Here is a 24,325-nt window from a genome sequence, read left to right on the forward strand (position 1 = left end):
TGGCCGTCCGCCCCTAATGATGAGGGGCCGCAGGTAGACCTGCTGGACGATGGCCTGGTCGAACGCGGGCGAAAGCCTGCGGGATCGGAGGGGGCGAGGCTCCTTCTGTCCAGGCCCGGAAGAACGGCTCCGAAGCGAAAAATCGCCGACGTGGAGCGTCGCGAGGCGCGCGGCCTGCGTTCAGGCCGCGCACGCCGGAAACGGCGTGATCCAAGGAAGGCGCCTTGCGGCGCTCCACGCCCTCGCTCGGTGCGAACCATCGGGGGCAGCACTGGACGAAGCGATCCGCGCGACGCGCGGAAGCAATAACGCATGCCCGGAGCAGCCATGAAACGATTGTCCAAACGCGAAAGCCTGCGCCGCGCGCGCCATCGCAACGCCAATCTGAAATTCAGCACGAAAGACGAAGACGAGGACTCGGACGAGAACCCGCTCTCGAAAAGCATCCTGCGCACGTTCATGAATGTCCGCGAAAGCTGGCGGACCTGCCGGCGCCGCGCCTGCAAGCGCGGCCGGGGCTGCCGCGGACGTGACGTGCAATGCCTGTTCGAGCAGCCGCCTGGCAAGCCGCCGCGTGATCCAGCGAAAGCGGCGCGCGACGAGGCCAGGGAAATGGCGATTTTCCAGCGCAGAGTAACCGAGCGAGTGGAGGAGCTGGGCCGAAGGAAGAACGGGATGGCAACGGAACCCGCAACCCCCGCCCGCCGGCCGAGGCGAGTTTGACAGTATACTGAAAAACAGTATGCTGTTGAAAACGTCGGATGGCCATCCAGAGTGAACGGCCGGACGCAGTCGGGAGGAAGGCATGGCGACCAAATCCAGTCCATCAATCATCGTGGCGGGCGGCGGTATCGGCGGACTTTCGGCGGCGATGGGCCTGGCGCGCCGGGGCGCGAAGGTCACGGTGCTCGAACAGGCCGACGAATTCGGCGAGATCGGCGCCGGGATCCAGATCGGACCGAACGGCTTCCACGCGATGGATTATCTCGGCGTCGGCAAGACCTGTCGCGAGCGCGCGGTCTATGTCGATCACCTCATCATGATGGACGGCCTGAGCGGCGAGCAGATCATGCGCGCGCCGGTCGGCGAGGATTTCCGCAAGTTCATGGGCAATCCTTATGCTGTGATTCATCGCGCCGATCTTCACAGCGCGTTTCTCGATGCCTGTCGTGAATCGCCGAATGTCACGCTGGTGAACAAGGAGCGCGTGGTCTCCTATGAGAACAAGCCGGGCGGTGGCGTTCGCGTGAAGACCGCGGCCGGAACGGTTTACGAGGCCGACGCGCTGATCGGCGCCGACGGCATCAACTCCGCGATCCGCAAGCAGATGACCGGCGGCGATCCGTTGCGGCTCTCGGGTCACGTTGCCTATCGTGCGGTGCTGCCGATCGAACAGATGCCCGAGGACCTGCGCTGGAATGCGGCGGCGATCTGGGTCGGGCCGAAAACCCATTTCGTGCATTATCCGCTGCAGGGCTGGAAGACCATCAACCTCGTCGCGACCTTCGTCACCGATCTGGAGAATGTCGGCAGCAACGAGCCGGGCAAGCGCGAAGAGGTGGTCGAGAAATTCGGCCACATCGTGCCGCGCATCCGCAGGGTTCTGGAAATTCCGAAGGACTGGCGGCGCTGGGTGCTGGGCGATCGCGATCCGATCGCGAGCTGGATCGACGGCAATGTCGCGTTGCTTGGCGATGCCGCGCATCCGACCTATCAGTATTTCGCCCAAGGCGCCTGCATGGCGATGGAAGATTCGGTGTGTCTGTCCGATGCCTTCGAGCGGACCGGCGGCGACATCAATGCGGCGTTCAAGGAATACGAGACGGTGCGCATCCCGCGCGCCTATCGCGTGGTGCTGTCCTCGCGCGAACTTGGCCGCATCTTCCATGTCGACGGTGTCGAACGGCTGGTGCGCAATGCCTGGCTGAAGGACAAGACGCCGGAAGAATTCTACCACTCGGTGCGCTGGATCTACGGTGGCAACGGTCTCACCGGCGTGAAGTCGCGTGGCGCTGAAGGGGCTGCGGCCTGAGTTGAAAAGGCACGGGCGGACCGGAGTCATGCAGCTCAAGGACTTGCAGAAACAGCCGGGGCATCTGATCCGCCGCGCGCAACAGATCGCGGTTGCGATCTTCATCGAGGAATGCGCTGCGTTCGACCTCACGCCGGTGCAATATGCGGCGCTGGTGGCGATCGCGGACAATGAGGGGATTGACGCAACGCGGCTCTCCGCGCAGATCGCCTTCGACCGCTCGACGCTTGGCAATGTGCTGGAGCGGCTGGAGACGCGCGGCTTCGTCGAACGCTATCCTTCGCCGGACGACAAGCGCATCAAGTTGCTGAAGCTGACAGCGCAGGGACGCGCGGTCGCGCGGCGCGCGGAAGCTCCGGTAAGCCGTGCGCAGGAGCGGATCCTGGCACCGCTTTCGCCGAAAGACCGGCGCGTTTTCCTCGAGCTTCTCGCGCAGCTCGTCGAGATCAACAACGAAGCATCGCGCGCGCCGCAGCGGCTGACGGCATAGCCGCACCCGCCTCCAGCATTAACTCTGGCCGACGATTGGTCTGCGCGGAGCATTGCGCCGCGCCGCAATAAACCGTCACAAAGCGTGACCCGAGGCGCGGAACATGCCGCATCCCGGCCTCATTACGCGGACTAGTAGTCCGTCCCCCCAACAAATGATTGGAGTCGAAATGATTTCATCGAACACGATACGCATTTGCATGCTGTCCATGGGCTTCACTGCCGCTGGCCTCATTCCGACGACAGGGGCGAGCGCCAATGAAGCCTATTCGGCGCTTGTGCACCGTCACGCCGCTGCTCATGGCCTGCCGCCCTCGCTGGTGCATCGCGTGATCATGCGCGAGAGCCGCTACAATCCGCGGGCGGTGTCGAAAGGCAATTACGGCATGATGCAGATCCGGCTCGGGACTGCGCGTGCGATGGGTTATCGCGGCAGCGCCGCCGGCCTGCTCGACCCGAATACCAACATGACTTACGCGGTGAAGTATCTCGCCGGCGCCTATCGCGCCGCGGGCGGCAATCCGGATCGCGCGGTCCGTCTCTATGCGAGCGGATATGGCGGCGGCCGTTCGGCCCGCGTCGCGCGCGGCGACATGGGCATGTTCCCCACGGTCGGTGCGATCGGCGCGGACCTCGTGACGATCTCGCCGGAAGCCCGGCGGGCGCGCGGCCAGTATTACGGCCCCCGCCGCGCGCCTCGGGTGACCACCGCGCGCGAGCACGAGATCCGCTGAGCGGGCCCCGCCATCGGCACCCGCATTGCATCGTGCGAATAACATGAATGCTGAGGCCGGACGGCATTTGCGTTGCCGCCCGGCATTGCTATGAGTGCGGTCCCGCGCCACCCCGGCCGGGCCCGTAGCTCAATGGTTAGAGCCGGCCGCTCATAACGGTCTGGTTGCAGGTTCGAGTCCTGCCGGGCCCACCATATGGGCATAACTTACTGATTCTGTTGTGCTATTCGCGTGGGAGCCAAGAGAAGCGGAAGCTGTCGCCGGTGCTGACGATGTATCCTGCAGTCGGCGTAGCAAAGTGAGTGCCCAGCACCAGAATGGGCTTGTCCGCGTGCCGCGCCAGGAATTCCGCGCGGGTCTTCCGCGCCATCTCGACGTCGAAATCGAAATTGCTGGCGAGCCCGGGCATCGCGCACTGGATCGGATGATGCATCAGGTCGCCGGTGATGACCGCGGTCTCGCCCTTCGAGGACACGACGACGCTGACATGACCCGGAGAATGTCCCGGCGTCGGCATCAGCCGGATCTCGGAGGTCAGCTGGTGGTCGTATTCCACGAGCTCATGCAGACCGGCTTCGACGATGGGCAGGATCGAATCCTGGTAGATGGCGTCGCATTCCATCACAATCTCGGCGACGGCAACCGGCGCGTCCCCGGTCTTTACGACTTCTGGCCCGCGCGACCAATGCTCGAATTCGATGCGGCCGAAGATGTAGCGCGCATTCGGGAAGGTCGGCACCCAGCGGCCATCGACGAGCCGCGTATTCCAGCCGACATGATCGACATGCAGATGCGTGCATAGCACCGTATCGATGCGCTCGGGCGGGTAGCCTGCTGCGGCAAGATCGTCGAGGAACGCCGTCTGCAGGCCGTTCCAGATCGGCATCCGCCGCGCCTTGTCATTGCCGACGCAGGTGTCGACGATGATCCGCCGGTCGGCGCTTTCGATCACGAAGGCATGGATCGAGCTGATGAGCTGACCGGCTTCCGTGGCAAAATTCGGCCTCAGCCATTGATGGCCCTGCACGATGTCCGGTGTGAGGCCGCGGAACATGTATTCGGGCGCGCGCAAACCCTCGGCCTCGATGACGCGCGTGATCGTGACATCGCCGACGCGCCATCGATGCACGCGGGGGGAGCCTGTCATGCGAGCGCGCTCACGACGCCGCGCTCGATCTGGAAAGTGCGGTCGAGGAGATCGTTTACGCGTTCGGCGTGCGATTCCGACACCAGAACGGAGATGCCTTCGCGCTTGAGCCCCGCCAGCACTTCGCCGAGTCGGCGCACCAAGGCGGGCGCCAGTCCCTCGAACGGCTCGTCGAGAATGAGAAGCCGCCGCCCGGCCATCAGCGCGCGGGCCAGCGCCGCCATCTTCTGCTGACCGCCGGAGAGCGTCGTCGCATTGCGGCCGAGCATGTCCCTGATTTCCGGCATGAATCCGAGAATCCAGTCCAGCCTTTCGCCCGCGTCATTGAGATGCGTGGTCCAGGCGGGAAGCAGAATGTTCTCTTCGACGGTCAGATCGGGCACGAGCTTGCGATCTTCCGGCATGTAGCCGATGCCAAAGAGCGCGCGCTGGTGCGGCTTGGCGGAAATCAGGTCGTGGGTGTCGAGGGTCGCCTGGCCGGTGCAGGACAAGGCGCCCATGATGCCGCGCATCAGGGTCGTCTTGCCGGCGCCATTGGTGCCGATCAGTCCGCAGAATTCGCCCTCGGAAAGCGCCAGATTGGCGCCGTTGACGATGCGAATGCCGTTGATGGAGACGTCGAAATTCTTCACCTCAAACATGGTGCGTCTCCGCCTGGTGTGCGGACTGGCCGGTGATGCGGGCCCGCACGTCGTCCCGCGCAAACACCGCATCGGGCTTGCCGTCCGCAACGATCGTCCCGTCGATGAAGGCGAGGACCCGGTCCGCGTAGCCGGTGACGACTTCCATGTCGTGTTCGACGAACAGGATGGTGACGCCACGCTCCTTCAATGCGCCCATCACGTGATTCATCAGCTCGTGCCGCTCCTCGCGCGAGACGCCGCTGGTCGGCTCGTCCAGCAGGATCAGCAATGGGTCGCGCGCCGCCGCCATCGCAACATCGAGGATCTTGCGCACGCCCTGTGACAGCGTGTTCGCGAGCATGTCGCGATATTCGGCAATGCCGAATTGTTCGAGGCTTCGCGTTGCGTCGCGAACGATGTCGGGGGCCATCGCCCGGTTCATCGTCAGCCTTGTGATGCTCTCACCGCGGCGCGCGATGGCGGTGGCGATGCACATATTTTCGAGCGCGGTCAGCGTCGCGAAGACCTGTGCGATCTGAAACGAGCGGCCGATGCCGAGCAAGGTGATCTGACGCGGGGTCAGCGCGGTGATGTCGCGTCCGTTGAAGGTGATGCGGCCGTCCGTCGGCGTCAGATGCCCGGAAATCATGTTGACGAACGTGGTCTTGCCGGCCCCGTTCGCGCCGATGATGCCGATGGTTTCGCCGCGCGCGATCTCGCACGAGATATCGTGCGCGGCAACGAACGAGCCGAAGGATTTCCGCAGATTCTGCGCGGACAGGATCGCGGTCACTGCTTGGCTCCCAGCTCTCGGCGGCGGCGGAAGATCAACCCGCCAATTCCCTGCGGTACGAACAGGATGGTCAGGAGGAGCGCCGCACCAAGAATCATCTGCCAGGTTCCGGGAACGGTCGCGACCGCGATGGTGCGGATCGCCTCGTAGGCGAGTGCGCCGATGAAGGCGCCCCAGACCGAGGCGGTGCCGGCAAGGATCGCGACAAAGACAAAGCCGCCGGAGGTGGTCCAGAACGCCATGGCGGGATCGACATGCGCGACGCTCAGCGCGACGATCGAGCCGCCCAGGCCGGTGAGGAGGCCCGCAATGACCACCTTCTGATGCACCAGCCGGTCCACCGACACGCCGAGGAACTCGATGCGCAATTCGTTGTCGATCATGGGCGTTGAAAGCGCGCCGGCGATCGTGGTGTTGTAGCGGGCGACGGCGACTGCGCCGCACCAGACGGCCGCGAGCACCAGCGCGAACAGTCCCCAGGCGTAGTTATCGCCGCGCGGGCGGAAGCCCGCGAAGGTCGCGCGCGGCACCGACAGGCCGTCGGAGGCGCCGAGGATCTGCGAATTGATCAAAAGGCCGTACAGGATCATCGACAGCGCGAGGCTCAGCATCGCGAAAAAGATGCCGCGATAGCGCGACAGGAGAAATCCCGCGATATAGGCCACAAGACCCCCGGCAAGGGTTCCGATCAGCACCAGCAGAAAGGCATCGCGCAGGCCGAAATGGCGCGCACTGAACGCGACGGCGTAGGCGCCGACGGCGTAATAGAGCGCCTGCCCGAACGAGACGAGGCCGGAGCGCCACAGCACGATCATGCCGAGAACGGCAAGTCCGTTGCCGAGGGCGACGGTGGAGATCGGCAGGATCCAGCTCGGCAGCCAGCCGCCCGAGATCGCCAGCAGCGCGATGATCACAAAGCTGATCAGGGTGGAGTGACGCGCCATTGCGGGCTTCCTTGTCAGATCTTCCGTGCGACCGCGCTGCCAAACAGGCCATGCGGACGCAGCACCAGAACGATCGTCATCACCGCATAGACTACGAACAGGTCCAGTTGCGGCGCAAAGTGTACGGCGAATGCGCGCGCGAAGCCGACGATCAGCGCGCCGACCAGGGCGCCGCCGATCGAACTCATGCCGCCGATTGCGATCACCGCGAAGGCGATGACGATCACCTCGACGCCGATGCCGGCGGACACCGAAATGCGCGGCGCGGTCACGGCGCCGCCGAGCGCACCGAGGATCGAGCCGACAAGAAAGGTCGTGACATACACCTTGGTGACGTTGACGCCGAAAGCCGCCGCCGCCTCGCGGTCGAACAGAACGGCAAGCAGCATGCGCCCGAATTTCGTCCGTCGGATGCAATACCAGGAGCCGAAGGCGAGGAGCGCCGCGAGAGCCACCAGCATCAGGTCATAGACCGAAACGGGAAGGGTGCCGATCATCACGATGCCGGCCGCGCGGTAGGGCTGCGGCACGAACAGGCCCTGGGCGCCCCAGATCAGCAGCAGGAGGTCTTCGAGGATCAGGAACGCGGCATAGGTGACGAGCGCCGTCAGGATCTCGTCCTTGTCGTAAAAGTTCTTCAGAAGCAGCCGTTCGAGGACGAGTCCGATGACGAAGCCGACCGCGATCGCGGCTGCGATCATCGCGATGAAGCCGCCGGCGACGGGCCAGCCGCGATCGAAATAGAGGCCGATCGCGGTCGCGGCGGAATAGGCGCCGAAGGCATAGAGGCCGCCATGAGCGACGTTGAGAACCTTCATGACGCCGAAGATCAGCGTCAGTCCGATCGCGACGATGAACAGCCACGCCGCATAGACGAGCCCGTCCACCAGGATCGCCAAAGCCGTCGTCATCCGTTCATCCCCCCGCTTTGCCGCGGGCGGACGCCAAGCAGCGTCCGCCCGCTGTCCTTTTTAGCTTTTCGTGCTCAGCATTTCGCGCCGGGCATGCCCTTCTTGAGCCATTCCTCGGAGGTCATGTTGGCCGGCGGGTTCACGCATTCGGCAGGATAGGTGACGAGGTCGTAGAGCTCGGGCTGGTTGGTCGCCTTGTTGTAACGATAGGTGCCGACTGCGACTTCCTCGATGCCTTGATGGCCCTTGCCGAGCGCCATCTTGACCGGACCGCTCGCCGTCTCGAATGCGAGCCCGGTGAACGCCTTGATGACGTCGTCGGTGGTCGGACGCTTGCCGCCGTTGGCAGCCTGCGCCTTTTCCCAGGCGGCCTTCAGGCCGAGCATCGAACTCAGCATGTGGTAGGCGGGGAAATTCGGGACCGAGTTGAATTCCTTCACATAGGCATCCAGGAACCACTTGTTGATCGGGTTGTCGGACGCCAGCATGCCGTGACGTCCGCGGCCGCCGATGATCGTGCCATCGGGCACGTTCTTGCCCTGGCGAGCGAGGATTTGTTCGCCGACGGTGAGCAGCAGCCGGCTCTTCTGGGGCAGGCCGCGCGCCGAGGCCTGCAGGATGAACGTCTCGAGATCGCCGCCGAAGAAGCTCGAATGCACGATCGGCGAGCCGGACGCGAGCAGAACCGAAATCTCCGCGCCGAATTCACCGGCGAATAGCTTCGGCATCAGCTCCTTGTCCATCTTGACCTTGGGGGCGAGCGCCGCCATCGCCAGCTTGAAGTCGCGCCAGTTGTCCTGTCCCCAGGAGTAATTCTGGTTGATGCCGGAATAGCTCGTGGTGTCGGGGAACTTGGAGAGAATGTAGCGCGCGGTCGCAACCGCATCGCTGGTCTGCGAGGACGAAACGCGGAAGATGTACTTGTAGTCGCGCTCGTCGAACAGCCGCGATGCGCCGCAGGCGTAGAAGATGGTCAGCACCTCAAGCTCTTCGGCAACCGGCGCGACGGCAAGGCAGCCTGCCGACGACACATAGCCGACAACGATGTCGACCTTGTCGCGCTGCACGAGATTCTTGAATTCGGTGACGACGGTGGCGGTATTGCCGGCCTCGTCGACGATCTTCGGCTCGATCGGGAAGCCGCCGAGACCTTTCTGATTATACGGTGCGGGCAATTCGCCGTTGTTCATCGCCCGCACGATCAGGTTGACCGCGTTCTTGCTCGGCTCGCCAAAGGCGCCGACCGCAGGTCCGCTCAGGAAGACCGGGAATCCGATCTTGACCGGCTGGTTCTGCGCGGACGCTATCGTCGTGCCCGCCGCGAACACAGCCGCGGCGCAGGCGAGGGTGGCCTTTTTCAAAAGTGTCATCTGTGTGCTCCTCCCACAAATTCGGTTCCGGTCCGGCTTTCTTTGTTGTTGATGGCCCGCCCGCCAGCAGTAAAACGGTCCTTGCGTCATTGGCTAGTCGGATTGCAACGCTCCATAGGCGCCGCCTCCCGGCGTTTCGAATTGCACGACATCGCCGGCATTCATTTGCCGCTTGCCCGCGCTCCTCGTGGGCACGCCGTTGATGAGGAATTGTCCGGCAGCGCCGGCGCCGCCGCCGTCGATGCCATCCGGCCCGCGATCGAGCCGCGTCGTCATCGCGCTCATGGTCCAGGGGTGATCGGTCAAGAGACGGAATTGCACGGATTGCCCGTCGCCTCCGTTGATGCGGCCGCGTCCGCCTGAATTCTTCCGCAGGCGCTTGTAGTCGAACACGATCGGCATCGACGCTTCCAGTGTTTCGACCGGGATGGCGCCGACGCCGGTCGGATAGCAGGTGGCGCTGGGGCCCGCCTTCGTCGCGCGCGCGCCCATGCCGCCAGAAAAGAAGAACATGGAGGATGTGAAGCTCTCGCCGCTGTCGTGCTTGCCCTGGATCTGGACCGTCCAGATCGCACCCGAGCCTTCCGCGAGAACGCGGTCCGGCACCACGGCGTGCATCGCCTTCAGGATCGGCATTGGCACATACATGCCGACCAGATGCCGCCCGGTCACCGGCGCGGGATAGCTGCAATTGACGATCGAGCCCTCGGGCGCCGTCATGCGGATCGGTGCGAGGCTGCCCGAATTGTTGGGCAGCTCCGGGTTCAGGCAGGAGCGGATCGCGAAGGTCGTATAGGCGTGCGCGAAATTCAGCACGCAATTAATGCCCTGGCTGGATTGCGGCGACGAGCCGGCGAAATCGACCAGGATGTCGCCCGCCTCCGCATCGATCGTCACCGCCGCCTTGAGCGTGATGATCTCCCCGCTCGGCGTGTCGAATTGCGTCTCGCCATGATAGGTGCCGGACTTGAGCGCACGCACGGCGTTGCGCGTGGCCTCCTCCGATCGCTTCAGAATCTCGTCTGACACCGTCTCGATGTCGGGGAGTTGATGGCGGCGGCACAGGCCCTGCAACGATTCCGCGACCGAATGTCCCGCTGCAATCTGCGCGGAAAGATCGCCCAGAACAGCCTTCGGCGTGCGGACATTGGATTCGATCATGCGGAACAGTGTCTGATTGGGGTGGCCGCGCTGGTAAAGCTTGAGCGGCGGAATCCAGAGTCCCTCTTCATGGGCGTCGCGCGCGCCGGTCCCGAGACCGTAGCCGCCGATATCGGTGTAGTGGATTGTCGAGCCGAAATATCCGGCGAGCTTTTCACCGAAGAACAGTGGCGTCAACAAAGTGATGTCGAACAGATGCCCCGCGGACATCCATGGATCGTTGGTGATGATGACATCGCCGGGATGCAGATCGCCCGCGAAGATCTCGGATAGCGTGCGGCCGGCATTGGCGAGGGAATTGATATGTCCGGGCGTTCCGGTCTCGGCTTGCGCGATCATGCGGCCGTGACTGTCGAACAGCGCGCAGGCGAGGTCGCCTGCTTCACGCACGATCGGGCTGAACGCGGTGCGTTGCAGCGCCTTGGCGCGTTCGGACACGATGCCGATCAGATTGGTCCAGAGGATTTCGAGTTCGACGGGGTCGAGATTGCGCATCGCTATTGTCCCCGCAGCACGAGGCAGCCGATGTCATTAACGGTTGCCGTCCAGCCGGGCGGCACGATGGTGGTGGTCTCGCGCTCCTCGATCACCGCAGGTCCGGTAATCGTCTGCCCGAGCGCGATCGCGGCGCGATCGAACACGTCGGCCTCCACCCGGTCGCCCCATGCAAAGACCGGACGGCGGGTGCGCGGCTTGCCGGGCTCGCGCGCGATCGTCTCGCCGATCGCCGCGCGGTTCAGCCGCGTCAGCGCGGACAGCCGCCAGGTCACCGCCTCGACGGAGACGTTCGATGGATTAAGCCCATAGAGCGCGCGATACGCCTTCTCGAACGATGCCTGCAACCTTGCCGGATCGGTGCCTTCGATGGGGTCGAAATCGAGCGCGACCGTCACTTCATATTGCTGGCCCCGGTATCGCAGGTCGGCTTCGTAGCGGAATTCGATGTCGGCGCTGATCCCGCTTGCTGCGCTGAGCGCCGAGACCGCTTCCTCGCGCATCTGGCGATAGACCTCACGCACCTTGCCGGGGTCGAGATCCTCGATGCGCGCGATGTAGCTGCGCATAAGATCGAGCCGCGCCGGGGTCACCAGCGTGCCGACGGCCGACAGCACGCTCGACTTCGGCGGCACGATCACCATGGTGGAGCTCAGGAGTTCGGCGACCGCGCAGGCATGGATCGCGCCCGCGCCGCCGAAGGCAAAGAGCGGCAGGTTGCGGTAATCGACGCCGCGATCGGCGCTATGGGTGCGCGCCGAGGACGCCATGGTTTCGGTCACGATGCGGAAGATGCCGCGTGCCGTCTCGATCATCGTGAGATCAAGCTCTTCGGCGATGGCCTCGATCGCGCGCTCGGCGGCGGCCTTGTCGAGCTTCATCTCGCCGCCGAGAAAGTGATCGGCATCGAGGAGACCGAGCACCAGATTGGCGTCTGTCACCGTCGGGGCGCTGCCGCCGCGGCCGTAACAGGCCGGACCTGGCACAGAGCCGGCGCTGTGCGGCCCGACCTTAAGCAGGCCGAGCTTGTCGAGATGGGCGATGCTGCCGCCGCCGGCTCCGATTTCGATCATGTCGATGGAGGGCACGGTCACCGGGATCCCGCTGCCGTGCTTGAACCGGTAGCGCCGATCGACCTCAAATTCCCCTGTAACGAGGGGGGCGTGATTTTCGATCAGACACGCCTTCGCAGTGGTACCGCCCATGTCGAAGGCGATAATCCGCTCGAGGCCAAGCCGTTCGCTGAAATAGGATGCGGCGAGCGCCCCGGCTGCGGGGCCGCTCTCGATCATACGCACCGGATTGCGGCCGGCGACGTCCGCTCCGACCACGCCGCCCGAACTGAGCATGATGAGCGGCGATTGCGAAAAGCCTTCGTCCTGCAGCCGTGCGCTCAATCGCGCGAGATAGGGCTGCGCGACCGGCATCGCATAGGCATTGACCGCGGTCGTCGAGGCGCGGTGATATTCGCGGATGACCGGCGCGACCTCGAAGGAGGTGCACAGGAACACATCGGGCAATTCCGCGGCCAGCAGATCGGCCACGAATTTTTCGTTGGCCGGGTTGGCGAAGCTGTTGAGGAAGCAGATGCCGACCGCTGCGACATTATGAGACTTGAGCCTGCGTGCGATGGCCTTCACTTCATCCGCGTCGGGCGCGATGAGAACACGGCCATCGGCCAGGGTGCGCTCGCGGATGCCGAATGTCAGCCCGGCATCGACAAGCGGATCGGGGAACTCGATTTGCGGGTCGTAAACGTCGTAGCGGTTCTCGTTCCGGATGCGCAGCACATCGGTAAAGCCTTCCGTCATCAACAGGGCGGTCGGCAGGCCCCTGCGCTCGATCAGCGCATTGGTCACCACGGTCGTCGCATGGACCACGAGACCGTCGATATCGGCAGGCCTGAGCGAGGCTTTCGCCAGCACCTGACCCACGCCGCGCGTGAAGCCTTCGATCAGATCGTGCGGCGTGGTCAGCGTCTTGTCGATTACCAGACCGCCATCGGGCGCGCGCAGCACGATGTCCGTGAACGTGCCCCCGATATCGACTGCAACGGAAAAGGTCACGCCGTCAGTCTCCGCTTCTCAGGTTCCGGGATACACGTTGGGCCGCTTCGACCACGGCTTTGATCAAGTGCGGCTTCGGATTGGCCTCGATGAACTGGACGGATCCGGTGATGCCGAGCGCCGCGACGAGCTCCGAGCGATGATTGAACACCGGCGCCGCAATGGTGTTGATGCCGATGATGGTCTCGTTCGGGGCAACCGCATAGCCGCGCTTCTTCGTCAACGCGACGGCCCGCTTTAACGCTGCATGATCGGTGATGGTCGAGCTGGTCCAGGCCTTCAGCGGTTCGTGCCAGCAGGGCGCCTTGTCCGCGTCCCGTCCGAATGCGAGCCAGATTTTTCCGAGCGCGCTGGCATGAAGGCCAAGGCGCGTGCCCGGCCGCGTGCCGAATTCCACGACCGAATGGCCCTGCACCATGTCGAGAACCACGAGTTCGCCATCGACAATGGCGGCAACGCTCGCGGCCTGGCCCGTCAGCTTGCCGAGATCGGTGAGTTCATCGCGCGCGCTTGGCACCACGTCGAAGCCGCGCCGCGATGCTTCGCCGAGAACGAGGAGTTTGATGCCGGCCTGGTAGCTGCCGCTTTGGCCGCTGCGCCGGGCAAATCCATGCCGCACAAGGGTCTGCAGGTGGCGGTAGACGGTCGGCTTTGATGCGGACAGGTTCTGCGCGATCCCGCCGAGCGTGACCGGACGCTCCTGGCGCGCAAGAAATTCGACGATGCGCAAGCCGAGATCGAGCGTGCTCGTACCGACGCGTGCCTCAGGTGTTGCCTGATGCGGCTTCGCACCCGCGTCAGGACCGCGCACACGATCGGATGAAGCATCGGCGGCAAAAGTTGTTTGCATTCTACGTCGTTTCAACTGTCGAAACGCCATTTCATTCGACAAAAAACAAGACGGGAGTCAGCTGCGGGAGTCAAGACGCAGTTCAACAAACACCAAACTTTTCGTTCGGGATTAACATTGGTGATTTGGGAATAACCTCAGTCGTTCGGGATCGCATGATGTCGATTGAGATGAATTCGCTTTGTCCATCGCTGTCATTCCCGCTTCTTTTTCTTGTCGTGCTCGGCTGTTTGTAAAGCCGCTTCCTGGTCACGCTCTTTGAAAGAGGGGCATGACGTAAAACACTTGGAGATGGTGTGTTTACTGATCGTCCGCCGGAGCGTGTTCCCAGCGGCGTTTTTCGCGGACCGCGTTGGCGGGCGATGACAGTTGGAGAGCGGCTGCTTCCAGGGGTTTTCACACAAGCGGCCGTTTACACGCCGTCGTCCCCGCGCAAGCGTGGACGACAGGAAGCGGATCGGAAACGGCAGGACATGGATGATGCGAATGCAGCAGCCAGCTCGACGGAAAACGATCTAGCGGCTCGAAGCTTTCGGATCGGATTGCGGCGTTTCGCCCGGCTGCGTCCGCTGCATCGACGGGCGCTGCGAGAAGTCTTCGTACCATTGGGCGAGTTGTGGGCGAGATGTGCGCCACTCATCCTGCCCATAGCGGAAATCCATGAAGCCGCAGGCAACGCCCACGGCGATGTGCCGCATGTCGAGCGCAGCGTCGCGTAAGGCGGAGACATCGCGTTCGACCGCGTCGAGGCAGCGCGCAATACGATCGCGCTGCTTGCCGATGAAATCGTCCGAGCGTTCGGGCGGATGCCGCAGTGTTTCCGCGCGCCGCAGGATCATGGATTCGATGGCCCCGTCGGCAATCGCAAGGAAACGAATCATCTCCCAGTGCGCTTTGCCGGAAAAGGGAAACAGGCGCGGCGCATCGAGCAGGGAGTCGAGATAGCTGCAGATCCAGTTGGATTCGGCGAGCGCAACGCCATCGTCGGTAATGAGCGCGGGGATCCTGCCGATCGGGTTCGCGGCAATGAAGTCCGGGTCGAAATCGACGGTGTGGGTGGCCCATGTGTGCGGCCAATAGGTCGGATGGATTTCGATCCGCCGGTCGAGGCCAAGTTCGATCGCGGCGACCATCACCTTGCGCACGAATGGAGACGCCGGAGTCCAGAACAGTTTCACTAGCTTTCGCTCCCTGACATTTTCTCCCGGACGCGGATTGGCGCGCGGCCACCGCGTGAGGGCGCGTCAATGTGCATGAAGTTACGGGCGCGTAAAGCCGTAGAGCGCGGCCGGGTTGTCGACGAGGATCGCGTTGCGCGTCGTTTCGTCAGGGACCCAGTCGGCAAGCATGTCGAGGAGTGCGCCATCGTTCGGCATCGGGATCTTGCACATGGTGTGCGGCCAGTCCGTCCCCCAGAGCATGCGCGAAGGTCCCGCTTCGACGAGGGCCCGCGCGAGTGCCGCAACGTTGTCTGCGGGGAAGTCGGGGCCTTCCGCCAGACGATAGGCGCCGGACAATTTGACGTAGGTATTTCCCCTTCGGACCAGTTCTAGCAGCGCCTGGAAGCCGGGATCATTCAGGCCCTTCGATGCCGGCATATGCCCGAGATGATCGACGACCAGACGAACGCCGAGTTTGTCGAAGGAGAGGAGTTCTGGTCCGAACACCGACACGTCTACGAGGATTTCCAGACACCAGCCGAGTTCGCGCAGACGAGCGGCGAGCCGTGCGGTGGAGTCGATATGGGCGGCGTTGCCTCCGCGATAGACCATGTTGACGCGGACGCCACGCACGCCGCGCTCATGCAGCAATTTCAATTCGTTATCGCTGATGCCGGATGCGATCCCGGCGATGGCGACGCCATTGATTCCCCGCGCCCGCGCCGCCTCGAGCGCGTCCAGCATGACGGTGTTGTCCGTGCCATGCATGCTCGGCTGCACCAGGACAATGCGCTGAAAGCCAAGCGTTTCAATGACGTGCATATAATCTGTCAGCAAGGCGTCCGGCGGCGTATAGGCGCGGTCGGGCACAAAGGGGTAAAGCCGCGCTGGCCCAATGACATGCGCATGGCAATCCGTTGCAAGCGGAGGCATCGGGAAGCGCCCGCGTCTCGGATTGGGATCGGGTGCTGGACAGTCGAAACGTGAGTTCGGGATCATTCCAGGGCTGTCTCAAGACTCAAGGATGCATCAGGGGCAAAGGCTGAAGCTCCGGTTCCGTGCAGTCATCGATAGTGCAGGTCCTCCTCAAGATAGCCGACCGAGTCAACAGAAGGTGGTCAGCGCGCTGGCAATCGCTCGCTGGATCAGGCGCACGCCGCTTTAATGGGCGCCGGCCGCTGCAGCGGCCGGACAGCCCCGCGCCTAGAATCCCTCCAGCACGATCTTGCCGCGCGCCTGTCCGGATTCGATGAGAGCATGGGCCCGCCTGAGATTGGCGGCGTTGATCGGCCCGAAATTCTCGGCAAGGGTCGTGCGTATGGTGCCTTCATCGACGAGGCGAGACACTTCGCGAAGCAGACGACCCTGTTCGGCGATGTCGGCGGTGTCAAACAGCGAGCGCGTGAACATCAGTTCCCAGTGCGTGGACACGCTCTTGCGCTTCAGGGGAACGATGTCGAGGGCAGCAGGATCGTCAATGAGCGCAAAGCGGCCCTGCGGCGCAATAAGCTCGACGATCTCGGAGAAATGGCGGTCCGTATTGTTCGTCGAGAAAACGAACGCAGGTGCGCCGATCTTGAGCGCGGCGATTTCGCCGGCCAGCGGGCGTGAGTGATTCACAACGTGGTGTGCACCGAGATCGGTTGCCCAGGCTATTGTTTCCGGCCGTGAAGCGGTGGCGATCACCGTCAGGTCGGTGAGCTTGCGGGCGAGCTGAATGGCCATGGAGCCGACGCCGCCAGCCCCGCCAATGATGAGGATGGCAGGGGCGGTGCCCGGAACGGCGCGGCCCGTGACATCGAGCCGGTCGAACAGCGTTTCCCAGGCCGTGATTGCAGTCAGGGGTAGCGCCGCGGATTCGGCCCAGCCCAGCGTCTTCGGCCTTGGGCCGACGATGCGCTCGTCAACCAGATGGAATTCCGCATTGCTGCCTTGCCGCGTCAGTGCGCCGGCATAGAACACTTCGTCACCGGGCTTGAACAGGGTGGCCTCCGGCCCTGTTTCGACGACGATGCCAGCGGCATCCCATCCCAGCACTTTCCAGGCGTCGCCGTCCGGAGTGGAGCTCCTGCGCACCTTGGTATCAACCGGGTTGACGGAAACTGCCTTGATTTCGACCAGCAGGTCACGGCCATGAGGCGTGGGTCGCGGAAGATCAATATCCAGCAGCGAATTGGGATCGGTGATTGGGAGGGGTATTTTGTAGCCAACGGCACGCATCGGATTCTCCTTACGGCTCAGAACGTCGTGATTGGCTATCAGTGATATTTCGGAGTATTTCTCGCAAGAACGCACATAAACCGCACATAGTATCCAAAAGGATACCGTGAGATGCCGCGTAAACGTCATGACCGTTTCGATTGCAGTCCCGGTTGCCCGGTGGAGGCGACGCTCTCTCTCATCGGCGGCAAGTGGAAAGGCCTTGTGCTTTGGCACCTGCTGCAGGGCACTTTGCGTTTCAACGACATCCGCCGACGGCTGCCGGAAATCACGCAGCGGATGCTGACCAACCAGCTCCGTGAACTCGAAGCGGATGGCTTCATCATTCGCACCGTCTATCCGGAGGTGCCTCCCAAGGTGGAATATTGCTTGTCGGACCGCGGCCGGAGTCTCGAGCCGGTGCTGATGGCGCTCAAGGCCTGGGGGGAGGCCAATGTGCTGACTGGGAGCGTCGAGATCAGAGAGGCTGCCGAATAGGGCGCGTGTTTGTCCCCGCGCGCCGGCAAAGCGCGACACCGCCGCTTGCAGCTCCGCGACGGATGGCCGGCGACCGATTCACATGACGGTGCGCTATTGCGCTGGTCCGCTTCACTCATGTTCAGTTTCAGGAAACGCTTTTGCCTCGCCGGGATTTTTTCTTGATCGTGCCTTTGTGTAAGGTGCGCTTGGCCTTCCACGTCTGGGAGGCAGGGAGGCTTTTGCGTGGCGTCACTCGATAGAAGTTATGACGGTATCATCATCGGCGCGGGGCAGCACGGGCTCGTGCTCGGTTCCTACCTCGCAAAAGCCGGTCTGAAGATCCTCCTGGTCGACCGCAGGCTCACCTATGGCGGAGGTCTTTGCACCCGCGAGGTCACCAAGCCCGGCTTCTATCACAACCTGCATTCGATCAATCATTTCAGCATTACCGACACGCCGTGGTTCAATGATCTGAACCTCGCCGACAAGGTCAGTTACATCACGCCGCGCTATGAATTCGGGCAGGCCCATCTTGATGGCACCGCGCTCGTTCTCGGTCGCGATCTTGAAGAGACGGTCGCCAACATCGCCCGCTTCTCGAAGAAGGATGCCCAGACCTTCCGCGAATGGAATGCGCTTGCGGAAGAGATTACCGCCAAAATCCTGATCCCGGAGCGCTATGCCGAGCCGCTGCCGCAATCGGAGCGCGAAGCCCTCCTGTCGCAAACGAGGATCGGCCGGGAGTTCCTCGCGGTCACGAGGCGGCAACCGCTGGATGTCGTCGAGGAGCTGTTCGAGAACGAGCACGTCAAGCTCCTGTTCCTCTTCAAGGTCTCGCTGTTCGGCACCTGGCTGACGGACACGCTGTCGAAGACCAGTCCCACGGGCTCGGTGATCCGCGCTTTCGACCTGCAGACCGGGTACCAACTGTGCCAGGGCGGCTCGTTCAACCTTGCGCGCGGATTGATGGAGACCTTCATCGCGGCCGGCGGAACCTTTCAGCCGCAGGTTGCGATCGACCGGGTTGTAGTTGAAGGCGGCCGCGCGACCGGCATTGCGCTCGCTGACGGCCGCACCGTGCGAGCCTCGCAATTCGTTGCGAGCACGATCGATGTACACACCACGCTGGAGGGCCTGCTCGGCCGCGAGCAATTGCCTGAGCAATTCCGCAAGAAACTCGACAATTTCAAATACACCGCCTGGACCCTGTTCGGCCTGCATCACGCGCTGCATCAAAGCCCGAGCTTTGCCGCAGCGGCGTTCGATCCGAATGTCGACCGCGCGCTGAAGTGGAGCCTCGGCGCGGAAACGATGCAGGATCTGTTTGACGCACATCAAGACGTGCAGGCCGGACGCGTGCCCAAACTGGTCCAGTTCGGATCGGGGCCGCTATCCCTGCTCGATCCGACGCAGGCGCCGCCCGGCAAGCATACGACTTATGCCTGGCACGTCATGCCACTGCTCGAAGAGATGAACGACCGCGATTATGAGACCTTCAAGGAGGAGTTCTCCGACAAGATCGAAGAAGTCTATGCGCGCTATTGCCCGAACATGACGAAAGACAACATCATCGGCCGATATGTCTATACGGCGCGCGAATATGTTCTCGAACTGCCGAATATGCGCGGTGGCGATATTTTCATGGGCGCCTTCAATGCGGATCAGGTGATGTATAATCACTTCGGTTACCGCACGCCGTTGCCGAATTTCTATTACGCAGGGTCGGGTGCGCACCCGGGAGGCGCGATTTCGGGCGGGCCGAGCTACATCGCGGCGGGACTCATCGCGCGCGACCTTGGACTGAAGCCGTGGTGGAAGCCATGGGATGCGCGCACCGCGCTGCAAGCGCTCTCGAAGGCAGCGTAGGCATGAATGCGTATCCAACCGCTGCGATGGTTGCGCGCGACTTTGCGTCGCTGCAGGGACGTGTCGCGATCATTACCGGAGCCGGTCAGGGCATTGGCAGGGTTCTCGCGAAGGCTTTTGCGCAATGCGGCGCCATTTCCGTCATCGCCGAGCTGAATGCTGCAAAGGGCGAAGCCGTTACAAAGGAAATCGTTGATGCCGGCGGCAAGGCGTTTGCGGCGACAACCGACGTGTCATCCGAAGACTCCGTGGCCGACATGGTGGCGCTCGTCGAGCGGCATTTCGGCCGCGTCGATATTCTGGTCAACAACGCCGGCATATTCTCGACGCTGGAGATGCGTCCATTCGACCAAATTCCGCTGGAGGAATGGGAGCGCGTGCTGCGCGTCAATGTGACGGGAGCTTTTTTGTGCTCGCGCGCGGTTCTGCCGGCGATGCGGCGCGCCGGTTGGGGCCGCATCATTCACATGGCGTCGGGCGCCGTGACTCTCGGCCGCCCGAATTATCTGCATTATATCGCGTCCAAAGGCGCCCTTGCGGGAATGACCGGATCGATGGCGCGGGAAGTCGGTGCGCACAGCATTACCGTCAACGCGATTCTTCCGGGAGCAACCTTCACCGAGATCGAGCGCAAGACAGTAACCCCCGAGCAGAAGGTGCGGATCATATCGCAGCAATGCATTCCGCGCGCGGAGACGGCCGACGATCTTGTCGGCACAGTGCTGTTTCTTGCTTCCGATTCGTCCGCTTTCCTGACCGGTCAATGCCTGACCGTCGATGGCGGAGCCACACACCGATAAACGAGGAGCGGTACATGACCATTCACCCGCGTATGAAGTCCTTCAATTTTCAGGACTGGATCGAACGCAACAAGGGCAGCCTGAAGCCGCCAGTGTCGAACAAGCAATTGTTCGACGAGAAGACCGACATGGTGGTGATGATTGTCGGCGGCCCGAACAAGAGAGTCGATTTTCACGACGACCCGGTGGAAGAGTTCTTCTACCAGCTCAAGGGCGACATGATTTTGAAGATCGCCGAGAACGGCAAGATCTACGACGTCAAGATCAAGGAAGGCGACGTCTTCCTGCTACCTCCGCATGTTCGGCATTCGCCGCAGCGACCCATGGAGGGTTCCGTCGGCCTTGTCGTGGAGGGAACTCGCACCGCAGGCATGCGCGATGGCTTCGAGTGGTATTGCTTCAATTGCGGTTCGCTTGTGCACCGCGTCGAGGTTGAGGTGAAGGATATCGTTAAAGACCTGCCACCGCTCTACGAAGCCTTCTACGCCGACGAGAAGGCGAGAACCTGTCCGCAATGCGGTACAGTTCATCCTGGGAAAACGCCGCCTGACGGCTGGGTCCAGATGTAACGCACACAGCATCCTCCTCGTCACACGCCAGAGGACGTGCAGTGCCGCGCCCAGGTGCTGAACAACCAGCGCCGCGATTGCAATGCATGTCCTTCTGGTTGCGGCTGCGCGGCTTGCGCCGCTGGGCGGTTGCCCTATAGATTGCGCTTAAACCAGCGCGAGAAGCGCGGAGCGATTGGGAGGATAATGATGCTGAAACGATTGATGATGTCGGCTGCGGTGCTGGTCGCAGCAGGCGGGATCGCTGCGGCGCAGGAGATCAAGGTCGGACTGCTGCTGCCGTATTCCGGCGTTGGCGCAGAACTCGCGCAGCCGATCGATCGCGGCGCGGAACTTTATATCAAAACGCATGCCGACGAGATCAAGCCCTTCACCGTCAAGCTGATCAAGCGCGACGTGAAGGACGCGAGCGGCGCCACCGCCAAGATCGTGGTTCAGGAGCTGCTCACCCAGGACAACGTCGACGCGCTGGCCGGATGGGTCTATTCGCCGAACGCGATCGCGACGGCGCCATTGGTCACGGCCGGCAAGAAGCTGGCGGTGCTGATGAATGCCGGCACCGCGCATATCACCAATATGTCTCCTTATTATGCGCGGACCTCGTTCAGCATGTGGCATGCTGGCCACGCGCTCGGCGAGGCGGCGGCGAAGCAACTCGGCGCCAAGACCGCGGTGATCGGTTACACCGACTTCCCGCCCGGCAAGGACAGCCTTGCGGCCTTCAAGATGGCCTTCGAGAAGAATGGCGGAAAGGTCATCGACGAAATCCCGATGGGCGGTGCGAATGCCGTTCCCGATTTCACGCCTTTCTTCCAGCGCGCCAAGGACAAGAAGCCGGATGTGTTCTTTGTCTTCGTGCCCGGCGGCGACCACTCGACCGCGGTGGTGCGGACCTATAACGCCCTCGGCATGAAGCAGGCCGGCATCAAGCTGATCGGTCCGGGCGACATCACCCAGGACACCAAGCTGCAGCCGATGGGCCAGAATGCCGATGGCCTGATCACCATGCACCACTACAATGCCGATCTCGACAATCCGCAGAACAAGAAGTTCGTGGAGGACTGGAAGAAGGCGTATGGAGCGGATTCGACGCCTGACTTCATGGCGGTCGGCGGTTACGACGGCATGGCCGCGATCTTTGCCGCGATCAAGGCCACCAATGGCAAGCTCGACGGCGACAAGGCTGTTGCAGCGCTGAAGGGCTGGAAATTCGACAGCCCGCGCGGTCCCATTCAGATCGATCCCGAGACGCGCGACATCATCATGAACGAGTATCTGTCGCAGGCCGCGTTCCAGAATGGCCGCGTGGTCCAGAAGAATATCGGCAAGATCGACGCCGTGAAGGATGCCTGCAAGGCCAACAAGATCGGTCCTTGCGGGAAGTAATGACGCATCGATAATGGAGACGGGAAGCCGCCGTCCGACCACCGGGCGGCGGCTTCTTACAATCGAGCGTACAGCACGGCGGGACGCGGCGTGATTTTCGGGGAGGACGTGGCAGGGATTGTGCTGGGCGGCCTGGCCGCCGGCATGGTCCTGTTTGTCGTTTCGGTCGGCCTGTCGGTCACGATGGGATTGATGGGCTTCGTCAATCTGGCGCATGGCGGCTTCGCCATGATTGGCGGCTATATTATCGTGCTGTCGATGAACCGGCTTGGCGTGCCGTTCGTGCCGGCATTGATATTGGGCTTCACGCTGACGGCGGCATTGAGCGTCGTTCTGGAACGCCTGTTCTATTCCAAACTCTACCGCGCGGCGGAGCTCGATCAGGTCTTGTTTTCGATCGGTCTCGCATTCGTAATGATCGCGACAGTGACGATCGTGATCGGGCCCGAGACGCAGCCGATGATCCTGCCGTCCTGGCTGCGCGGACAGATTGACCTCGGCTTCACCTCCTACCGCACCTATAGCATCTTCCTGATCGTGTTCGGGGCGCTGGTTGCTTTTTGCCTTTGGCTTGGTTTCGAGCGCACCCGCATCGGCGCGCAGATCCGGGCCGCCGTCGACAATCGCAAGATGGTCGAGTCGCTCGGCATCAATATCGACCGGCTTTTCACATTCACCTTCGCCTTCGGCAGCGGCATGGCCGCGCTCGGCGGCGGTTTCGGAGCGGAATTCCTCGGCCTCGATCCGCAATATACGCTGAAGTACCTCGTGTACTTCCTGATCGTGGTTGCTGTCGGCGGAATGGGCCGGATCACCGGCGTGTTCTATGCCGCATTGATCATCGGCATCATGGATTTCATCCTGAAGAAATATCTGCCCGCCGGCGGCACCATCTTCATCTACGTGCTCACCATCCTCATTCTGCTCATCAGGCCGCAGGGCCTGTTCGGACGGAGCAATTGATGAGCGCCACCGACATCTCCATGTCGCCCGCGGTTCGCGACTTCGCGCACCGGCACCGGCTGCGCTGGTGGGAGCCGCTGCCGTGGATCGTGGCGATCGGATTCTTTTTCCTGTTCCCGCGTCATCTGGGGATCGGCACGGAAATCCTGGTGACGATATTGTTCGCGCTGTCTCTCGATCTGGTGCTCGGCTATGCCGGCATCGTCACGCTGGGCCATGCCGCATTTTTCGGGCTCGGGGCCTATGCGGTCGGCATGCTGGCCCATCACGGCATCTGGAGCGAACCCCTGAGCGGCCTTGTGATCGCCGCCGTGGTCGCCGGCATCTTCGGGCTTCTGTCCGGCCTCATCCTGCTGAGAACCACGGGGCTGACGCTTTTAATGCTGACCCTGTGCATGATGCTGCTGCTCGAGGAGGCCGCCAATCTCGGCCAGACCTGGACCGGTGGTTATGACGGCCTCCCGACCGTGCCGATCGATCCGATCCTCGGCCGCTTTGCCTTCAATCCGTTGATCCCCGACGTGCAGTACATGTACATCCTGTGCGTATTGTTCGTCGGCTTCATTGTGGTTCGAACGATCGTCTATTCCCCATTCGGCGAAAGCCTCACCGGAATCCGCGAGAATACGCTGCGGATGCACGCCGTCGGCGCGCCCGTGAGGAAGCGTCTGGTCATCTGCTACACGATCTCGGGCGCGATTGCGGGTGTTGCCGGGGCGCTCTGGGCGCAGTCGAACGCCTATGTGAATATGTCGACCTTCAGCCTGGATCGCGCCGCGACCGTTCTGATTATCATTGTGCTTGGCGGATACGGCAGGCTCTATGGCGCGTTCATTGGCGCGGTCGCCTATATGGCGCTGTCGCATTATCTCGCGAAGATCTATCCGACTGCGTGGCAACTCGGTCTCGGCATTCTGCTCGTGTGTATCGCGATGTTCGCGCGGAACGGCATCCTGGGCATGTTCGACTCGCTCGTTGCACGGCTTCGAGGAAAGCGCGTCGGACCATGACCGCGTCGTTGCTTGAGGCGAGGAATGTCGGCAAGACCTTCGGCGCGCTGATCGCCGCGGCCGACATCAATTTCAGGCTGGGGAAGGGCGCCCGCCACGCTCTGATCGGGCCCAATGGCGCCGGCAAGACCACCTTCATCAATCTCCTGACCGGCGTTCTGACTCCGACCTCGGGCCAGGTTCTCCTGAACGGCGAAGACATCACGGCCGTGGCGCAGGCCGAGCGGGTGAAGCGCGGCATCGCGCGCACCTTCCAGATCAACCGGCTCTTTCGCGG

24 protein-coding genes and 1 tRNA gene are annotated in these 24,325 nt (G+C 62.7%); 13 read left to right on the top strand and 12 right to left on the bottom strand.

Translation table 11 applies throughout. The features are described from left to right. Positions 1 to 327: 327 nt before the first annotated feature. From VN004_RS08885 to VN004_RS08905, 5 genes are all read left to right on the top strand, one after another. Positions 328 to 723 (top strand): hypothetical protein, encoded by a 396-nt coding sequence (locus VN004_RS08885; protein ID WP_325609077.1) that lies wholly within the window; start codon positions 328 to 330, stop codon positions 721 to 723. A gap of 82 nt (positions 724 to 805) precedes the next feature. Then, positions 806 to 2,032: a 3-hydroxybenzoate 6-monooxygenase gene (locus VN004_RS08890; protein ID WP_325609079.1), complete on the top strand. Its 1,227-nt coding sequence runs from the start codon at positions 806 to 808 to the stop codon at positions 2,030 to 2,032. 28 nt (positions 2,033 to 2,060) lie between these two features. After that, entirely contained in the window at positions 2,061 to 2,522 is a 462-nt protein-coding gene (locus tag VN004_RS08895; protein ID WP_325609081.1) for a MarR family transcriptional regulator, read from the top strand. Positions 2,523 to 2,721: 199 nt separating this feature from the next. Beyond that, positions 2,722 to 3,255, top strand: coding sequence for a transglycosylase SLT domain-containing protein (locus VN004_RS08900; protein ID WP_414710259.1), 534 nt, complete (start codon positions 2,722 to 2,724; stop codon positions 3,253 to 3,255). A gap of 118 nt (positions 3,256 to 3,373) precedes the next feature. Beyond that, positions 3,374 to 3,449 (top strand) — tRNA-Ile (locus tag VN004_RS08905). A gap of 29 nt (positions 3,450 to 3,478) precedes the next feature. Here VN004_RS08905 and VN004_RS08910 read toward each other — a convergent pair. The 12 genes from VN004_RS08910 to VN004_RS08965 all read right to left on the bottom strand — a co-directional run bounded on the left by VN004_RS08910 (position 3,479) and on the right by VN004_RS08965 (position 16,995). After that, complete coding sequence (locus tag VN004_RS08910; protein ID WP_325609083.1) at positions 3,479 to 4,402, bottom strand: MBL fold metallo-hydrolase; 924 nt, start codon at positions 4,400 to 4,402, stop codon at positions 3,479 to 3,481. Continuing rightward, on the bottom strand, positions 4,399 to 5,043 hold the full coding sequence (locus tag VN004_RS08915; protein ID WP_325609085.1) for an ATP-binding cassette domain-containing protein: 645 nt from the start codon (positions 5,041 to 5,043) through the stop codon (positions 4,399 to 4,401). Before VN004_RS08915 ends, VN004_RS08910 begins: the two co-directional genes overlap by 4 nt. Next, complete coding sequence (locus VN004_RS08920) at positions 5,036 to 5,818, bottom strand: ABC transporter ATP-binding protein (protein WP_325609087.1); 783 nt, start codon at positions 5,816 to 5,818, stop codon at positions 5,036 to 5,038. Before VN004_RS08920 ends, VN004_RS08915 begins: the two co-directional genes overlap by 8 nt. Further along, positions 5,815 to 6,762: a branched-chain amino acid ABC transporter permease gene (locus VN004_RS08925; protein WP_325609089.1), complete on the bottom strand. Its 948-nt coding sequence runs from the start codon at positions 6,760 to 6,762 to the stop codon at positions 5,815 to 5,817. The genes VN004_RS08920 and VN004_RS08925 overlap by 4 nt, the downstream gene beginning before the upstream one ends. Before the next feature lie 14 nt (positions 6,763 to 6,776). Then, on the bottom strand, positions 6,777 to 7,673 hold the full coding sequence (locus VN004_RS08930) for a branched-chain amino acid ABC transporter permease (RefSeq protein WP_325609091.1): 897 nt from the start codon (positions 7,671 to 7,673) through the stop codon (positions 6,777 to 6,779). 74 nt (positions 7,674 to 7,747) lie between these two features. Beyond that, positions 7,748 to 9,043, bottom strand: a complete 1,296-nt coding sequence (locus VN004_RS08935) for an ABC transporter substrate-binding protein (protein ID WP_325609093.1) — start codon at positions 9,041 to 9,043, stop codon at positions 7,748 to 7,750. A 93-nt stretch (positions 9,044 to 9,136) separates the two neighbouring features. Further along, complete coding sequence (locus tag VN004_RS08940) at positions 9,137 to 10,699, bottom strand: hydantoinase B/oxoprolinase family protein (RefSeq protein ID WP_325609095.1); 1,563 nt, start codon at positions 10,697 to 10,699, stop codon at positions 9,137 to 9,139. A 2-nt stretch (positions 10,700 to 10,701) separates the two neighbouring features. Continuing rightward, positions 10,702 to 12,765 carry a hydantoinase/oxoprolinase family protein gene (locus tag VN004_RS08945; protein WP_325609097.1) on the bottom strand — a complete coding sequence of 688 codons (2,064 nt, stop codon included), beginning with the start codon at positions 12,763 to 12,765 and terminating at the stop codon, positions 10,702 to 10,704. A 4-nt stretch (positions 12,766 to 12,769) separates the two neighbouring features. Then, a complete protein-coding gene (locus VN004_RS08950; protein ID WP_325609099.1) occupies positions 12,770 to 13,615 on the bottom strand; it encodes an IclR family transcriptional regulator in 846 nt (281 codons plus the stop codon). A 515-nt stretch (positions 13,616 to 14,130) separates the two neighbouring features. Next, a complete protein-coding gene (locus VN004_RS08955) occupies positions 14,131 to 14,793 on the bottom strand; it encodes a glutathione S-transferase family protein (RefSeq protein WP_325609101.1) in 663 nt (220 codons plus the stop codon). An 81-nt stretch (positions 14,794 to 14,874) separates the two neighbouring features. After that, complete coding sequence (locus tag VN004_RS08960) at positions 14,875 to 15,708, bottom strand: amidohydrolase family protein (protein WP_325609103.1); 834 nt, start codon at positions 15,706 to 15,708, stop codon at positions 14,875 to 14,877. A gap of 270 nt (positions 15,709 to 15,978) precedes the next feature. Next, the gene (locus tag VN004_RS08965; RefSeq protein ID WP_325609105.1) at positions 15,979 to 16,995 is read right to left on the bottom strand and encodes a zinc-binding alcohol dehydrogenase family protein; all 1,017 of its coding nucleotides are present in this window, start codon (positions 16,993 to 16,995) and stop codon (positions 15,979 to 15,981) included. A 111-nt stretch (positions 16,996 to 17,106) separates the two neighbouring features. Between VN004_RS08965 and VN004_RS08970 the strand changes: the two genes are divergently transcribed. From VN004_RS08970 to VN004_RS09005, 8 genes are all read left to right on the top strand, one after another. Further along, on the top strand, positions 17,107 to 17,472 hold the full coding sequence (locus VN004_RS08970) for a helix-turn-helix domain-containing protein (protein ID WP_325609107.1): 366 nt from the start codon (positions 17,107 to 17,109) through the stop codon (positions 17,470 to 17,472). Between the two features lie 225 nt (positions 17,473 to 17,697). Further along, positions 17,698 to 19,320 (top strand): NAD(P)/FAD-dependent oxidoreductase, encoded by a 1,623-nt coding sequence (locus VN004_RS08975; RefSeq protein WP_325609109.1) that lies wholly within the window; start codon positions 17,698 to 17,700, stop codon positions 19,318 to 19,320. Positions 19,321 to 19,322: 2 nt separating this feature from the next. Further along, complete coding sequence (locus VN004_RS08980) at positions 19,323 to 20,120, top strand: glucose 1-dehydrogenase (RefSeq protein WP_325609111.1); 798 nt, start codon at positions 19,323 to 19,325, stop codon at positions 20,118 to 20,120. A gap of 14 nt (positions 20,121 to 20,134) precedes the next feature. Next, a complete protein-coding gene (locus VN004_RS08985; protein WP_325609113.1) occupies positions 20,135 to 20,689 on the top strand; it encodes a 3-hydroxyanthranilate 3,4-dioxygenase in 555 nt (184 codons plus the stop codon). Positions 20,690 to 20,878: 189 nt separating this feature from the next. Continuing rightward, positions 20,879 to 22,075, top strand: a complete 1,197-nt coding sequence (locus VN004_RS08990) for an ABC transporter substrate-binding protein (RefSeq protein WP_325609115.1) — start codon at positions 20,879 to 20,881, stop codon at positions 22,073 to 22,075. A 90-nt stretch (positions 22,076 to 22,165) separates the two neighbouring features. Further along, entirely contained in the window at positions 22,166 to 23,038 is an 873-nt protein-coding gene (locus VN004_RS08995; protein ID WP_325609117.1) for a branched-chain amino acid ABC transporter permease, read from the top strand. Next, positions 23,038 to 24,048 (top strand): branched-chain amino acid ABC transporter permease, encoded by a 1,011-nt coding sequence (locus tag VN004_RS09000; RefSeq protein ID WP_325609119.1) that lies wholly within the window; start codon positions 23,038 to 23,040, stop codon positions 24,046 to 24,048. The genes VN004_RS08995 and VN004_RS09000 overlap by 1 nt, the downstream gene beginning before the upstream one ends. Beyond that, on the top strand, positions 24,045 to 24,325 hold a 281-nt coding region (locus VN004_RS09005), incomplete at its 3' end, for an ATP-binding cassette domain-containing protein (protein WP_325609121.1). The genes VN004_RS09000 and VN004_RS09005, both read left to right, overlap by 4 nt.

The organism is Pseudorhodoplanes sp. (genome assembly GCF_035565855.1).
GTDB lineage: Bacteria > Pseudomonadota > Alphaproteobacteria > Rhizobiales > Xanthobacteraceae > Pseudorhodoplanes.